Source organism: Paraburkholderia sp. WS6 (assembly GCF_030464835.1).
Classification (GTDB): Bacteria; Pseudomonadota; Gammaproteobacteria; order Burkholderiales; family Burkholderiaceae; genus Paraburkholderia; species Paraburkholderia madseniana.
In genome coordinates this window covers 254,968-269,534 of sequence record NZ_JALQCK010000009.1, presented here as the reverse complement: position 1 = coordinate 269,534, position 14,567 = coordinate 254,968, and the positions used below count along the sequence as shown (strand labels likewise).

16 protein-coding genes are annotated in these 14,567 nt (G+C 61.7%); 11 read left to right on the top strand and 5 right to left on the bottom strand.

Annotated elements, in window-relative coordinates; all coding sequences use genetic code 11:
• From M0D64_RS14165 to M0D64_RS14145, 5 genes are all read left to right on the top strand, one after another.
• Positions 1-286: hypothetical protein (locus M0D64_RS14165; RefSeq protein ID WP_308102334.1), on the top strand; the 286-nt coding region annotated here is incomplete at its 5' end.
• Between the two features lie 201 nt (positions 287-487).
• Positions 488-1,198 carry a 1-acyl-sn-glycerol-3-phosphate acyltransferase gene (locus tag M0D64_RS14160; protein WP_266258147.1) on the top strand — a complete coding sequence of 237 codons (711 nt, stop codon included), beginning with the start codon at positions 488-490 and terminating at the stop codon, positions 1,196-1,198.
• Between the two features lie 152 nt (positions 1,199-1,350).
• Positions 1,351-1,836, top strand: a complete 486-nt coding sequence (locus M0D64_RS14155) for an aminoacyl-tRNA deacylase (RefSeq protein ID WP_154560124.1) — start codon at positions 1,351-1,353, stop codon at positions 1,834-1,836.
• Between the two features lie 82 nt (positions 1,837-1,918).
• The gene (locus M0D64_RS14150; protein ID WP_154560123.1) at positions 1,919-2,656 is read left to right on the top strand and encodes a BON domain-containing protein; all 738 of its coding nucleotides are present in this window, start codon (positions 1,919-1,921) and stop codon (positions 2,654-2,656) included.
• A gap of 68 nt (positions 2,657-2,724) precedes the next feature.
• Positions 2,725-4,467 (top strand): tetratricopeptide repeat protein, encoded by a 1,743-nt coding sequence (locus tag M0D64_RS14145; protein ID WP_266258146.1) that lies wholly within the window; start codon positions 2,725-2,727, stop codon positions 4,465-4,467.
• Positions 4,468-4,538: 71 nt separating this feature from the next.
• Here the strand turns inward: M0D64_RS14145 and M0D64_RS14140 are convergent, their stop codons facing one another.
• The 4 genes from M0D64_RS14140 to M0D64_RS14125 all read right to left on the bottom strand — a co-directional run bounded on the left by M0D64_RS14140 (position 4,539) and on the right by M0D64_RS14125 (position 9,014).
• On the bottom strand, positions 4,539-5,705 hold the full coding sequence (locus tag M0D64_RS14140; protein ID WP_266258145.1) for a patatin-like phospholipase family protein: 1,167 nt from the start codon (positions 5,703-5,705) through the stop codon (positions 4,539-4,541).
• A gap of 141 nt (positions 5,706-5,846) precedes the next feature.
• Positions 5,847-7,223, bottom strand: coding sequence for a sensor domain-containing diguanylate cyclase (locus tag M0D64_RS14135; protein ID WP_266258144.1), 1,377 nt, complete (start codon positions 7,221-7,223; stop codon positions 5,847-5,849).
• Positions 7,224-7,417: 194 nt separating this feature from the next.
• Positions 7,418-8,311, bottom strand: a complete 894-nt coding sequence (locus M0D64_RS14130) for a LysR family transcriptional regulator (protein WP_266258142.1) — start codon at positions 8,309-8,311, stop codon at positions 7,418-7,420.
• 94 nt (positions 8,312-8,405) lie between these two features.
• Positions 8,406-9,014 (bottom strand): cysteine hydrolase family protein, encoded by a 609-nt coding sequence (locus M0D64_RS14125; protein ID WP_266258141.1) that lies wholly within the window; start codon positions 9,012-9,014, stop codon positions 8,406-8,408.
• A 321-nt stretch (positions 9,015-9,335) separates the two neighbouring features.
• Here M0D64_RS14125 and M0D64_RS14120 point away from each other — a divergent pair, with 321 nt between their 5' ends.
• Complete coding sequence (locus tag M0D64_RS14120) at positions 9,336-9,494, top strand: hypothetical protein (RefSeq protein ID WP_266258140.1); 159 nt, start codon at positions 9,336-9,338, stop codon at positions 9,492-9,494.
• On the opposite strand, the gene M0D64_RS14115 is transcribed toward M0D64_RS14120, so the two are convergent.
• Entirely contained in the window at positions 9,491-9,628 is a 138-nt protein-coding gene (locus tag M0D64_RS14115) for a hypothetical protein (protein WP_266258139.1), read from the bottom strand. The two genes, M0D64_RS14120 and M0D64_RS14115, sit on opposite strands and share 4 nt — an antisense overlap.
• Positions 9,629-9,714: 86 nt before the next feature.
• On the opposite strand from M0D64_RS14115, the gene M0D64_RS14110 reads away from it, so the two are divergent.
• The 5 genes from M0D64_RS14110 (at position 9,715) to M0D64_RS14090 (ending at position 14,550) form a co-directional block, all read left to right on the top strand.
• Entirely contained in the window at positions 9,715-10,182 is a 468-nt protein-coding gene (locus tag M0D64_RS14110) for a rhodanese-like domain-containing protein (protein ID WP_266258138.1), read from the top strand.
• Between the two features lie 42 nt (positions 10,183-10,224).
• A complete protein-coding gene (gene epsC, locus M0D64_RS14105) occupies positions 10,225-11,202 on the top strand; it encodes a serine O-acetyltransferase EpsC (RefSeq protein WP_266258137.1) in 978 nt (325 codons plus the stop codon).
• A complete protein-coding gene (locus M0D64_RS14100) occupies positions 11,199-11,474 on the top strand; it encodes a helix-turn-helix domain-containing protein (RefSeq protein WP_154560116.1) in 276 nt (91 codons plus the stop codon). Before epsC ends, M0D64_RS14100 begins: the two co-directional genes overlap by 4 nt.
• A gap of 108 nt (positions 11,475-11,582) precedes the next feature.
• Positions 11,583-12,515 (top strand): family 2A encapsulin nanocompartment shell protein, encoded by a 933-nt coding sequence (locus M0D64_RS14095; protein ID WP_154560115.1) that lies wholly within the window; start codon positions 11,583-11,585, stop codon positions 12,513-12,515.
• Positions 12,490-14,550 (top strand): family 2A encapsulin nanocompartment cargo protein cysteine desulfurase, encoded by a 2,061-nt coding sequence (locus M0D64_RS14090; protein WP_266258136.1) that lies wholly within the window; start codon positions 12,490-12,492, stop codon positions 14,548-14,550. Before M0D64_RS14095 ends, M0D64_RS14090 begins: the two co-directional genes overlap by 26 nt.
• Positions 14,551-14,567 lie beyond the last annotated feature (17 nt).

The window sequence follows — 14,567 nt, the reverse complement described above, 5'->3', positions numbered from 1 at the left end:
CGCCTTCAATCTCCCGCCTCAGATCCCCCATACACCAGATTCGAGCTTAGCTCTCGTCATGATGCGCCGCGGTACAGACGTCTGTGCTGTCTACATCGGCGACCCGGCGGACGAGGACAACGAGTTGACTGGTCACGGAACTATTGCAGTGGGCGTGGCTGATGAGATTCTCGAACTGACTCACGCCGGCTTGAACCGGATAACGGTCGGCGACCAGACGTACCGGTTCGTTCGAAGCTTCACCCACATCGCAGACGTCGGAACAGTGATATTTGCGCCAGCGTAGGCTTGTGAGCAACCTCTCTTCCTGCCTTTGCGGCATCGCGCGCCGGCTTTGCCAGCGCGTCCGCTTTCATCCCCGGAAGCCCGGTCCCGAACCACTCCACTGTCCTTTTGAGATGGGTGACATACGAACGCATCTGTCACGGCGTGGTCTCACCTGTCAACGGTGAATGTTCCACCGCAAACCAATCTTAATCAGGCCCCGATGCGTTCGACTTTCACTAAATGGCTGTTCATCGTCTACGTTCTCGGTAGCGGGACACTTTATTCAATGGCCATACTGCTCCTGTTCCCTTTCGTCGGCAGAGCTGGACGATACTGGTTGGCAAAACAATGGTGTCGTGCACTGGTGGCGGTGATGCGCTGGCTGCCGGGAGTCTCATGTTCGATAGAAGGGCTTGAACATATCCCTGAAGGGCCGGCGATACTACTGTGCCGTCACGAATCGACCTGGGAGACACTCGCATTTCTTGCGCTCTTTCCACGGCGCATCAGTTTTGTTTTCAAGGACGAGCTTCTTCGCATTCCGTTTTTTGGATGGGTGCTGCGTGGCCTTGACATGGTTAGCCTGAACCGCGGCTCCGCTCGACAGGCTCATCAGGCTGTGACGCAGGAAAGCGCTGAGAAGCTGGCGAAGGGGGATGTCATCGTCATTTTCCCGGAGGGGACCCGGGTGCCACACAATGCCCCGTTGAGAATGACATCGGGAGGCGTTCGATTGGCTTGCGCGACTGGCGTGCCTGCTGTTCCGGTGGTTCTCAACGCGGGCAAAGTCTGGCCGGCGAAAGGCTGGCCCAGCGGCCGCGGACAAATTCGTGTGGTTGTCGGCCCGGCATTCTCTCCTCAGGACCTGTCACAGCAGGAACTGGGGCGAGCCGTCCACGAGTGGATGAAAGACGAACTGCTGCGGCTTTGATACCGTTCCAGTCGTCGTCACACCCGCGCAGTCGCGGCGCTGCTGTCTGCATGCTGCTGTTTGCATGTTTTCACACGCGAACCAAAGCGACCTATCCTTAAGGAACCGCGAGCAATAGTCTCCCGTTTCCTTTCTTCCGGAGGAGGTGCGTCATGTCGATGTCTGCCACTCTTGAGGAGTGCCTGCGCAGCAAGGGCTCCCAGTACGAAATCGTGCATCATCCGCACAGCCATTCCAGCATCGAAACCGCGGCGGCGGCGCATATTCCCGGCGATCGCCTCGCCAAAACCGTGTTGTTTGAAGACGAACACGGCTATGTGGCGGCTGTGCTGCCATCGACCTACGCCGTGCGGCTGTCCGAGCTTTGGGCACAGACCGGACGCCACCTCCTGCTGGCCAAAGAGGTCGATCTGCGGGAGCTGTTCAAGGATTGCGACGTCGGAGCGCTTCCGCCAGTGTGTACTGCCTATGGCATGTACACCTATCTTGACGAGAGCCTCGCCCGTCAGCCGGACGTCTATTTCGAGGCCGGCGATCATGAAGCGCTGATTCACATGGACACGGATCAATTCCTTGATCTGATGGACCGGGCCGAGCGGACACGCTTCGCTCGTCGCATGGCGGGCACGCCGAGTTGACCGGCGCCCGTCGGGTGCGGCAAGGCTTGCGCAGCGCAGCATAAAGCGCGCTGCGTTACCGAACCTTTGCGCGAGGCAGATCATGCAACGCAGCGACGCGGTCCTGAAGCAGGTGATGGCAGCCTTCGAACGTGAATCACACCTGAAGCTCCGGAATCATCCCATTCATATGAGCTTCGACGACGGCGCCCTGACCGTGGCGGGCGAGGTGCCGGATATCGCATCCAAGAAACGCCTTCTTCAGTTGACCCAGATGCACTGCGATGGAACGCGTCTGGTCGACCAACTGCGTGTTACCGCCAACCCGGCGGTCGGTGATGGCGAGCTACGCACGCGTCTTTGCGAACGGCTGGCGCAGACGGTGGAGTTTCGCAACTGCGTGATCTGTGCGCGCGTCAAAGGCCAGCTGGAAGTGCTGCACGGCACCATGGACGAGGCGGGCAACGACGGCAGCGGCGTCGTCGAAGTGACGGTCGAGGACGGTGTCGTGACCTTGACGGGCCAGGTGGGCAGCCTGTCCCACAGGCGCCTCGCGAGTGTGATTGCCTGGTGGGTCGGCGGCTGCCGCGACGTGGTGAACCTGCTGGAGTTGGTGCCCGCCGAAGCCGACGGTGACGACGAGATTTCCGAGGCTTTGCACCTGGTGCTCGAAACCGATCCGCGTGTGCGCGCCGGGCAGATCACCATCAATGTGGAAAATCACAGGATCACGCTAGCAGGTTGGGTGGCGACCGAAGCAGAAAGACGGCAGGCGGAACAGGACGCCTGGTGTCTGGATGCGATCGATGGCGTCGTCAATCGTATTCAGGTGGGGGCCTGATCTGACTGCAGGCTCGTTTTGTAATCCGGACGTTACTGCTTTCCATAGAACGGCGGGCGTGACGGGAAATGAGTGCGCGCAAGATTTTGTCGGGCGTGACGATGGTTGCGTTGTCCGTGGGATGCCTCGCTGCTGACGCGGCGAGTTCGTGTTCTCCGGCGTTCTCCGAGGTCGATGTCAAAAACGGCCTCAAAGTACAGGTGGATTGCGGACTCCCCGGTCAAACCCTCAATCGCCTGACCATCCAGTTGAATCGCGTGGTGAAGGGCGCCAAACTTTCCGACGCCCAGACGGTCTCGCTCGTCAGTGCAACCAACGTGATACTAGGCGTAGCGTATGCGCAATCGGGCCGTGTTGGGCGCAAGACCGATACCGCGTTCGCCAACGTCGAACCGCTAGTCGAGCGCCTTGCCGGGCAAATCAGGGCGCAGCCCGACGTAGATCTCGCGGCCGAAGCCCGGCAATGGGCCGCACGTTATGAGAATCTGCTGCGCAGATTCTCGATCGCACGAAGGCCTGATCCTCTCGAATTGCACATCGACGAAGCGCTAGCGCGCTTTGATCTGGAGAGTGCATCTCAGTTGCTGCCCCAACTGCTTGCCGAACAACAGGGAACCCCGCAGGTGTTCGCGGCGCGTTCTTATGAGGCTGGCGAGATTGAATTGCTGCGCTTCGCTCCGCAGAATGCCCTGCCGCATCTGGAAAAGGCCTACGCGTTGCAACCGGAAGATAGCAGCGTGGCGACCGCGCTTGCCGACACTTTGCAAGAGCAACGCGAGTTTGAACGTGCGGAACCGATTTACCGCACGCTGTTGTCGCGCTATCAGTTGCTGGCGCGGGAGAAGCCTGCCGCCTACCAGCCCCAGATTGCGCGCACGTTCGGCAATCTTGGCAACCTCTACGTTGGGCTGCAACGACCCAAGGAAGCGGAGGCCGCCTATCTGCGGGCGCTAGAGACCTATTGGCTGCTGGCGAAACAGAACCCGGTGGCTTACGGGCCCGCTGTGGCACAAACGTTCGACAACCTCGGCGTGCTATATCGCGATACACAGCGCCTGCAAGAAGCGGCGGATGCTTATCGCGAAGCACTGGACATCGATCGTGCGTTGGCCTATCGCGACCCCGCGACCTACAAACCCGTTATGGCGACGACGCTCAACGACCTCGGCATCCTGTACGGCGCCACACAACGCATGAGCGATGCGGAGCAGGCGTATCGCGAGGCGCTGAGCATCCAGCGGGTTCTGGTGCGGAGCAATCCCGCGGCCTACCGCCCGGCACTCGCTCGTACGTTCAACAATCTCGGGAACCTCTATAGCGCGATGCAGCAACTCCGGGAAGCCGAGCATGCCTACAAGGAAGCGCTAACGATCCGGCAGCAGCTTGCCCGGGAGAGCCCGGCACTCTATCGGCCCGATGTCGCGCGCACGTTGACCAATCTTGGCGCGCTCTATCGCGCCACACAACGGCCGAAGGAGGCGCAGCAAGCTTATCAGCAGGCCTTGCAGATCTATCGTGCGCTCGCGGGGGAAACCCCGACTGTCTACCAGCCGGACGAAGCGCGGACGTTGAACAATCTAGGTGTCCTTTTCAGTCACAGCGGGCGCCCACGCGAGGCTGAAGACGCTTACCGGAACGCGCTGGACCTTTACCGAACTCTGTCGCGAGATGCCCCGGCGGCCTACCGTCAGGATGAAGCGCGGACACTCGGTAACCTGAGCGCACTTTTGAGCCAGACGCAACGACCGCTTGAGGCCGAGGAGATCCGGCGTGAAGCAGCCCGTCTTCTCGACACAACGGAAGCGCCGTAGATCGCACCCACAATATAAAACGCGATCAGTGTGTGCATGACGAGCACCGCACCGGCGAGCCAGATCATGAGTTATCTTTGGCTATTCACGGAGGTCATTCGAAAGACTGAGATGCCCTCCATAGGGTCCAGTGTTTCGCGCCAGGGGGCGCGCTCCAGTAAGCGGATCGTGTCTTCATAACCTACGGCCCAGCGTCGCTCGATGCCACTCGACGAAAAATCGATATCCCTGTTCAAATCGTTGTTATCGAATGCCGGCGCGTCGAGTTCCAATACTTGCATCGTCGTGCCGCAGCCCCAGCCGAGTAACGCCTGAACCTCCGGCGTATCGCGTTTCTCTTCGGGGATGTGTTGGCTGAGTTCGCGAATCACGTGACGCAGCCGGTGGATCTGCTTCTGTCGATCGAGATGGCTTTCCGCGCGGCTTGAATACTGAATATCGCGCTGCCGGCTCATGACCTGCAGGATGGACTCGGGCTCCGGGCCGCTTGACGGCCACAACTGCACCGAAAAAATCACCGAGCTGCTTCGCGGCCGATCGTCGAGCACGGCTTCCAGCGGCGTGTTCGAGTAGATGCCGCCGTCCCAGTACGATTCGCCTTCCAGTCGCACCGAAGGGAAACCGGGTGGAAAGGCGGCGGATGCCATCACGTGCTCGACGTCCATCGGCGCATCGCGATTAGTGAAATACCGCATACGTCCGCTGCAGACATTGACCGTGCCGACCGTCAGTCGCGTCTTCTTGCGATTCAGGTAGTCGAAATCGATCAGCGAAGACAGGGTTTCACGCAGTGGCTCGGTCGAATAGAATGCCGCCCGCTCCGGTCCAACGCGCGCCTGAATATTCGCCCATGACCCGGGTTGCGGGGTGAAGAACGACGGCACGCCTTGCGTGACGATCGCGAGGTCGCGCGACCAGTTGGCGAGCCCTGGCAACAGCCAGCTTGCCGCATCGACGCCACGGCGCGCCACGCCGTTCCAGAACTGGGTTAATCGCGCAATGCGGTTCTCGGGCAGATTGCCCGCGATGATCGCGCCGTTTATCGCACCGATCGACGTGCCGATCACCCAGTCGGGTTTGACCTTGCGGTCATGCATTGCCTGATAGACACCGGCCTGGTACGCGCCGAGCGCACCGCCTCCCTGAAACACGAGGACCACTTGTCCGGGAATGTCCGGTGCGGCCTCCGACTGGCCTGCTGCGTTAGCGTTGCGTTTGCCGTGCGTCTTGTTGCCCATTGCAGGTCTCCCGGACAAATGCCGCGGTGCGGGTGATTTTGCCACGGGCGGGGGAGGCACGGCGCTGCGGTTTTCCCTTGTTACTGTCGTGGGGAGCTTGCGGTCGGCTTCAGGATTCTGCCGCCTGAAAGGCATGAACCTTTATTGTCCGGGCGTGACGGACTGGACCCGATTGCGTCCCGCACGTTTCGCGCCGTAGAGCGCTGCGTCCGCCGCCTGCACGAGTGCGTTGGGCGTGCTCAGCGTGCTCTGCGCGTTCTGCTCGTTCGTCGCGCACCCCGCACTGATGGTGACCTGACCGCCAGGTATTGGCGCCGTCAGGCCCAACTGCATGATGGCGAGCCGGGCCTGCTCGGCCATGACCGATGCTTCTTCCGATCCCGTGTTGGGTAACACCACGGCGAACTCTTCACCGCCGTAACGGGCGACAAAATCGCTCGACCGGCGTGCTGTTCCTGCCAGCGCTTTCGCAATTGCGCTGAGGCAGGTGTCGCCGCGAAGATGGCCAAAGGCGTCGTTGTAATCCTTGAAATTGTCGACATCGATCATGACGAGCGAGAGCGGCTGACCGTTGCGTGTCGCACGGTCGAATTCCCTGCGAAACTGGTCTTCAAAGTAGCTACGGTTATAAATGCGCGTCAGGGCGTCGCGTGTGGACGAGTGCAGCAGGGAAGCGTGCGCCTCGGACAATTCGCGGTAGAGCACGGTCACTTCCCAGACCAGCACGCATACCAGCACGCCGGGAGCCAGCATGCTGAAGACCCGCGCGACGTACCAGCCAAGGGTGAACTGGGCCATGCTCAATAGATTCAGACTGGCGTCCGCAAAGGAGGCCAGTAGGGCAATGGTGACCCATAGATCGAGCACGGTCCGCAGGCGCCCTTTGAACAGGACCACGGCGATCGCGAGAGCGTCAAGCGAGCAGATGAAGAGTCCGGTTCGGCCGCCTGAAAGCGCGTTCGTCTCGGAAGCCGCATGAAAAGGCGCCGCCAGGTTCGCATAAATGGCGAGGACGCCAAGCGCTGCGGCAAGCGCAGTTGGAACACCGATTAACGCCCAGGCCCAGAAGTCAATGTGAGGTAGCGCGATCGGCTTGCTCGGGAGGCGGTCGCGTACGAGCGCTGCCAGAATGACGAGCAGCGGAAATCCCGCATGCCAGAAAACCCACATCCACGCCGCACTCTGAGGCCCGGCGCCGAACAGGCCGGTGCGCGTGAAAACGCCTGGGAACATCAGCAGTTGCAAAGCGACGGTAATCGCTGTGAACGCGTACGCGCCGCCCAGCGCGCCGAGCATGGGTTGTTGCGTTACGGTAAAGCGGGCGCCGAGAAGGAACGCGGCGATTCCCGACGTGGTGAACACCGTAAGCGCGCACATCGGCATGAAGGGCGTGATTGCCGGCAACGGCTGGTGCGCACGCTGACCCGCAATGGCGAACGTGAGGAGAACGAGCAACGCGCACGTGCCTGCAAAAACGACCTGTTTGCGCGTCGCCGGCCCTATAAGCAAGCTGTCCATTCTGACCCGTCTGGTTGGTGTTCTGGTCGCCTCAGTGCATTGGTATCGCCAAAGGCACGACGCATATGCCGTGCCGGACGATACATCGCGGAGTTTGCCATGAACCGCGTCGATGCTTTACCGGCAAGGCGCGATGGAGCGTCGCAGCCGTTAAGAACCTATTGTCCTACAGATCGGCCCCGATAATCGAATTGTCAGCGTTCGCGATAGTGCCCGGCCATATGGTCGACGAAAGCTCGCACCTTGGGCGCTACATACCGCGTTTGCGGGTAAAGGGCGTAATAGTGGCGCGTGCCGAGAGAGTAGCCGGGCAGCAGGTGGACGAGGCGGCCGCGAGCCAGATCGGTCTGAACGGTGTGCCGCGTGAACGCGGCGATGCCCGCACCTGCCAGCGCAGCGGAGTAAAGCGCGGTGATCGCGTCGAATGTGAGGCGGCCGTTCAGTTCGACGTGGGTCGGTGCGCCTCGCCCGGAGGTCAGCACCCAGTGGTCCGCCGGATGGGCACCGGAAAAAGTCAGTAACTCGTGTTTGGCGAGTTGTAGCGGTGTGCGCGGCAGTCCATGTTGTGCCAGATAGGCGGGTGACGCGACGAGGACGATGTCCGATACCGTCAGCGTCCGGGCAACCAGGCTGGTGTCGGCCAATGGCCCGCTGATCCGCAATGCAACATCGAAGCCCTCTGCCACGAGATCGACAAACTGATCGCTGCAAGACAGGTCGAGCTGGAGGTCAGGATAACGTTTCTGGAATGCCGGAAGCCAGTCCGCCAGTTCAAGCGTGCCAATGGCAAGGGGCACGCTGACGCGCAAGCGGCCAGCCACCGTTTGATGCTCACCGGCCATCGCCTGGCTTGCCGCATCGACACGCTCGATAATGTCGACGCTGGCCGCGAAGTAGCGCTCGCCCGCAGCGGTGAGGGCAAACCGCCGCGTGTTACGGTTGATCAACTGGACACCGAGCGTGGCTTCGAGCTGCTTCAGTTGGCGCGATACGGTTGAATGAGAAGTGCCGAGCCGTTCGGCGGCAGCGGAAAACCCTTTGGCATCCACGATGCTGCGGAAGACCCGCATGGCGAGCAGTTGATCCATGAATCGAGCGCGTTGTCGAAGCGTCGGATGCTATCACGACGCGATACCCGAGCGGCATGGCGTCGCACCAGACACTTCGGCTGCAAGAGGCGCGTTACGAAGTCAGCGACAACACATCCCGCGTGTTCACCACGGAGCCAAAGGTATCTGCGATTTCGGCCAACGCAGACAGGTGCAACACGTCGTGCGGGACGCTATGCGTGTCGTTAAACTCGATGTCCCGGGTCGCGCACGCGTCGGCTACCACCGCGACTTCAAAACCCGCAGGCACGGCGTCACGCGCAGCGCCGGCAACACAGGCGTGTGTCATCAGACCGCACAACACGAGGTGAGTGACACCGTCGGCTTTCAGCGTCTCTGTCAGATCGGTGCTGGCAAACACACTCACGGAAGTTTTCGTGATCCGCAGATGGCTCGGTCCTGGCTTGATATCGGAACAGATCTCGGCATTCCGGCTATTAGCGGCGAACAGCGGCGACTCTACCGGCGCGATGTGCTGCACGTGCACAACTTTCCAGCCATGGCGATCGGCGTAATCGACGAGGGCGCGCGCATTCTGCAACGCACTCACGCCGTTGGGAATCGGCAATGAACCTGTGAAATATTCGTTCTGGAAGTCAATCACCAGCAATGCGGTGGTGCGGGCCGGCAAAGAAGCTGGTGTGCCAGCACCGAGGATGCTACGCAGTGTGCGCTTCGACATGATGAGGTTCCTTTCGATGGACTGGAAAGGAACGAAGTCTAGGGGCCGCAGCTTGTCGCTACAACGCCGTGTGCGTCACAAGTTCTGTGCATGACGTGCACAGGTTGTAAGCCGTCAAGGTCTGGCTACGGTCCGATCCGTTTTACGAAAACCATTCCACAAAAGCTTGTTTGCGATTCCGTATCCAGATCGCTAGATTCATTCATATAGCAATGAATCGACGGAGGTCGCATGGCCACACTTTCAGCGACGCTAATCTGGAGCGGACTTCGGCATCCTGTGCGGAGCCTGCAGAAGCAATTGTCAAAACGCACGCCCGTCATGTCTGAGCATTCCTCGGATGTGACGGCTGCCGCCACCTACAGCTCTCCATCGCCTGAGCGGCTCGAACGCATTGCGGCTTACGCGCGCTGCGGCTATTTCCATATGGAATACACCGCTGGCATGTTCGTCGTACCGCTCGAGATCCCCCGAGACTAATCTGCATGGCGGCGGTGGCGCGGCAAATCCGCGGCGCACGGACATAGCTTGGTTGCTTCAAGCCGGAGCATCCGAACCGATGCTTCTTTAGAAATGACAATTAATTGGTTCGGCTTCGGCTGGCTCTCTTTCATAGTGTCTCCTGATGGCTATAGGCGGTTGCAATCGCAGATGGCTTTGACCAGCGCGTACTGATTCGCGCCATATCGAAGGAGACGTCATGACGCTTGAACTCGCAGAACGACCCACCCACGCGCTGCTTGAAGCCGCCCGTTCGAAAGCTGCGGAAGCCGGTTTGCCCTATGCCGGTGGCCTGTCGCCACAGGATGCGTGGGCACTAGTCCAGGCAGGCGACGCCGTGCTGGTGGACGTGCGCACCGCCGAAGAACGCAAATTCGTCGGACTAGTACCGGACAGCCTGCATGTCGCGTGGGCGACGGGCACGAGCCTGACGCGCAATCCGCGCTTCGTGCGTGAACTGGAAGCGAAAACCGGCAAGGACGCCGTCGTGCTGCTGCTGTGCCGCAGCGGCAACCGCTCGGCACTGGCCGCCGAGGCCGCGGCGAAAGCCGGCTTCACGCAGGTATTCAATGTTCTGGAAGGCTTTGAAGGGGAGCTGGACGGCGCGCAACGGCGCGGCGCCAGCAATGGTTGGCGCTTTCATGGGCTGCCATGGATTCAGGACTGACAGCCTGATCGTTCGCACTGCACTTTACGGGGAGTAACCGCTGTGGCTGTGTTTGATGTCGATGAAATTGTTCACGCGCTTCAGACGGTCCGCCAGCAATGGCGCGAAGTGCAGAAGCGCTCGCTTGAGCCGGGCGGGCGTGAATTGCCGGGGCGCGAAGCGCTCTCGGAGATTATTGAAACGCTGAAGGGCGTGCTTTTTCCGATGCGGCTCGGACCGCCCGATCTGCGTCAGGAAAGCGAAAATTTCTACGTCGGCCATGCGCTCGACGCCGCGCTGCATGCATTGCTGAGTCAGGCGCGTCTGGAGTTTCACTACCGCAGCCGCCATCAACCGCCGCCCGCCGCCACGATCGAGGCGCAGGCCGGCGTCGCGGTGCGCGCTTTCGCGGCGCGCTTGCCGGCGATACGCAGCTTGCTCGATAGCGACGTATTAGCCGCGTTTCACGGCGATCCGGCGGCGGGCAGCGTGGATGAAGTCCTGCTGTGCTACCCCGGCGTGCTGGCAATGATCCACCATCGGCTCGCGCATGAGCTGTATGGGTTGGGGCTGCCGCTGCTGGCGCGCATCATCGCCGAGCTCGCGCATGCGCAGACCGGTATCGACATTCATCCTGGCGCGCGGATCGGCGCGGGGTTCTTCATCGATCATGGGACGGGCGTGGTGATCGGCGAAACGGCCATCATCGGCGAACGCGTGCGGGTCTATCAGGCCGTCACGCTGGGCGCGAAGCGTTTTCCGCGCGACGCGCAGGGTCATCTGGAGAAGGGTCATGCGCGTCATCCGATCGTCGAGGACGACGTCGTGATTTACGCGGGCGCCACCATTCTTGGGCGCGTCACGCTCGGGCAGGGCGCGGTGATCGGCGGCAATGTGTGGGTCACGCAGGATGTCGCGCCGGGTTCGCACGTGACGCAGGCCGTGTCGCGCAACGAAGGCACCGGCGTCGCAGCAGTCCGCGAGCGGCCACCGCGCGATCAGGCAGTCGCTGAGCCTGCCACTGCCGGAGCCGCTCGATGAGCGTGCTTGTCAGGGACTTCGGCGCCGCGGTGCGGCGCTTTCGTGAGGCGTCCGGCTGGTCGCAGGAGCAATTGGCCGAGCACGCCGGACTCAACCGGTCTTATGTCGGCGAGATCGAGCGCGGTTCTGCGATCGCGTCGATTGTCACGCTCGACAAGCTCGCCCGTGCTTTCAACGTGCCGGTCGAACGCTTGCTCAGCCATTCGTCCGATGGCGTGAGCGTTGCCGCACGCCCGCATTCCACACTCATCGATCCTGCGTCCGCCCGTTAGACCGCTGCGTTGCCGTCTATAGCATGTTGAACGGCCAGGGGCGCCTTCCCATAATCGCTTTCGTTCATAAGCTTTCCTGTTTTTCTTCTATCAATCCTGGAGCTTCAGATGACAGCAACAGTCGGCGGCCTGACGGCGCTCGGCGATACCGCAGCACGGCAACTAGCCAATGCCACCAAAACCGTTCCGCAACTCGCCACGATCACGCCCCGCTGGCTCACGCATCTGCTGCAATGGCTGCCGGTCGAAGCGGGCATCTATCGTCTGAACCAGGTGAAGAATCCTGAAGCCGTCAAGGCGGCCTGCACCGCGCGTGAAGATGAAAGCATTCTGCCGCGCACATTCGTGCCGTATGAAGAGCAACCGCGCGAGTACTTCCTGAATGCCGTCAGCACGGTGCTCGACGTGCACACGCGGATATCGGATCTGTACAGCAGCCCGCACGACCAGATCAAGGAACAACTGCGCCTCACGATCGAAACGATCAAGGAGTTGCAGGAAAGCCAGCTCATCAACAACCCGGACTACGGCCTGCTCGCGAACGTGGCCGAAGAGCAGCGCGTGTTTCCGCTGACCGGTGCGCCGACGCCCGACGATCTCGACGAGTTGCTGACCAAGGTATGGAAAGAGCCGGCGTTCTTCCTGACGCATCCGCTCGCGATTGCCGCCTTCGGTCGTGAATGCACGCGCCGTGGCGTGCCGCCGCCGACGGTCAGCCTGTTCGGCTCGCAGTTCCTGACGTGGCGTGGCGTTCCGCTGATTCCGTCGGACAAGGTGCCGGTTGCCGACGGCAAGACCAAGATCCTGCTGCTGCGCGTGGGCGACAAGCGCCAGGGCGTGGTCGGCCTGTTCCAGCCGGGCGTGGCCGGCGAACAGGGTCCGGGTCTGTCGGTCCGCTTCATGGGCATCAACAATCATGCGATCGCGTCGTATCTGATCTCGCTTTATTGCTCGCTCGCGGTGCATTCGCCGGACGCGCTGGCAGTTCTCGATGACGTGGAGATCGGCAAGTACCATGACTACCCAGACACCTACAAGTAAGCCCATGGATAGCGTCCTGCCGCACGATGTGCCGACGGGTCCGCCCGCGGGTTTGCCTGATCCGGCGACGTTAGCGTCGCTGGCCAATGCGTTCTTCTCGGCGCTGCCGGGCAACGCGCCGCAGGTAGGCGGTGCGCCCGACGTGGCCGCCACGCTGCCGTTCACGGCGCCTGTGACCAGCGAGATCAGCAATCCGGCCCCGGCCGGTTCGCCGCTTGCAGGTCCCGGTGGTGCGGGCACGGGTGTGCCTGGTGCAGCGTTGCCGCAGGGGCATGTGCCGGGGGGCAACCTGCTGCCATCTGCACCTACGAATTTGCTGTCGCTGGGTAATCGCGCGCCCGCGCTGGCGCCTCACGCGGTTGCGCAGAACGGTTTGCCGGATAGCGCGGTGACCGTTGCGCCGGCACTCGATCCGCGCTTTGGCGGGGCGGCACTTGGCGTGCCTGAAGGACACGGTGCGCAGCGTCCGTCCGCTGGTGGTGCGTCGCCTGCGTCGCCCGTCTCTGCGTCGCCTTATTATTTTCTGGGCGAAACGGCACAAGCCCGGACATCGACAGTTGCGTCGCCGGATATCGTCGTGCCGGGTTGGAACGAAGTCAGCGCACAATCGCTCGGACTCCCTGGTGTCGATCAGCCGCTCGCCGAGCAGCGCTTCCCGTACGATAGGCCGGCAGCATCGCAAGCGGCGCCAAGCGTCAGGCCGGCAGAGCACACCGGCAACTCGCACTATTTCCTGAATCTGAATGAGGGATCGCGGTTTCCCGGGCACACTTCCGCCAAGACGGATGGCGTGCCGCATGCCGGGCCGTCAGCGCATCCGCCATTCGACGTGAATGCGATTCGCCGGGACTTTCCGATTCTGCAGGAACGTGTGAACGGCCGTCAGCTCGTGTGGTTCGACAATGCCGCGACCACGCACAAGCCGCAGACGGTGATCGATCGGCTCGCGTATTTCTATGCGCATGAAAACTCGAACATCCATCGGGCTGCCCATGCGCTGGCCGGCCGCGCCACGGATGCGTACGAAGCCGCACGCAGCAAGGTGCAGCGTTTCATCGGCGCGGCATCGCCGGAGGAAATCATCTTCGTGCGCGGCACGACCGAAGCGATCAACCTGATCGCGAAGACGTGGGGCGTGAAGCATGTCGGCGAGGGGGACGAGATCATCGTCTCGCACCTGGAGCATCACGCCAACATCGTGCCGTGGCAGCAGCTTGCGGCACAAACCGGTGCAAAGTTGCGCGTGATTCCGGTCGACGACAGTGGCCAGGTTCTGCTCGATGAATACCGGCGGCTGCTCAATGACCGGACCAAGATCGTCTCGGTCACGCAGGTGTCGAACGCGTTGGGCACGGTGGTGCCGGTCAAGGAGATCGTCGAGCTGGCGCATCGTGCAGGGGCGAAGGCCTTGGTCGACGGCGCGCAATCCGTGTCGCACATGCGGGTAGACGTGCAGGCGCTCGACGCGGATTTCTTCGTGTTCTCGGGGCACAAAGTGTTCGGTCCGACCGGCATCGGCGTGGTCTACGGCAAGCGCGCCATTCTGGAAGGTATGCCGCCCTGGCAGGGTGGCGGCAACATGATCGCGGACGTCACCTTCGAGCGCACCGTGTTCCAGCCTCCGCCGAATCGTTTCGAAGCGGGCACGGGCAATATCGCGGATGCAGTAGGTCTGGGTGCGGCAATCGATTACGTTCAGCGAGTGGGCATCGAGAATATCGCGCGCTATGAACATGACCTGCTGGCGTATGCGACGAGCGTGCTGCAGCCCGTGCCTGGTGTGCGCCTGATTGGCACGGCGCGCGACAAGGCCAGCGTGTTGTCCTTTGTGCTGAAGGGCTACGAGACCGAGGAAGTTGGGCAGGCGCTGAACGAAGAGGGTATCGCCGTGCGCTCGGGGCATCATTGCGCGCAGCCGATCTTGCGGCGCTTTGGCGTGGAAGCCACGGTGAGGCCGTCGCTCGCGTTCTACAACACCTGCGATGAAGTCGATGCGCTGGTGTCGGTTGTGCGTCGGCTGTCTTCGCGACGCTAATAAAAAACGGCGGCCGT